1 protein-coding gene is annotated in these 361 nt (G+C 35.7%); it reads right to left on the bottom strand.

The window, feature by feature from the left end; all coding sequences use genetic code 11:
* Positions 1-318, bottom strand: a 318-nt coding sequence (locus AOA59_RS31905) for a DUF5702 domain-containing protein (protein ID WP_143522746.1), incomplete at its 3' end; no start/stop codon positions are given.
* Positions 319-361: the final 43 nt, after the last annotated feature.

The raw sequence follows: 361 nt of genomic DNA, 5'->3' as shown, positions 1-361 counted from the left end.
CTCTACCTCTTCATTTGAAGCTAATAATCTAACATCATTAATACCAGTTGTTAAAGCATGACCCACAGCTGCAACAAACACTAAAATAGGGTGTCCAGCACCTCTTACATGATCTTGAGTAAACGCATCTATCAACCTAAAAGCAAATCGAATAGCAAATAACTGTAATAACGCCATCTCGTAGTTTTCTGCTGATTCGAACTTACCATAGAGGATAAATTCCACTTCGCGCTTATCAAATGTATAATCATTCGGGTCAAGCATATTATCAGGTTCTGTACTTTCAAAATTCATTAAAATGTATTCGTTTGTATACATTTCATCTCTTGCTGAGATTAATAGATCTCCCAGCCCTCTAAAT

This window comes from Pseudomonas sp. 2822-15 (assembly GCF_002742515.1).
GTDB lineage: Bacteria > Pseudomonadota > Gammaproteobacteria > Pseudomonadales > Pseudomonadaceae > Aquipseudomonas > Aquipseudomonas salomonii.
The sequence above is the reverse complement of the archived record's forward strand: the minus strand, read 5'-3'. Positions and strand labels throughout refer to the sequence as shown.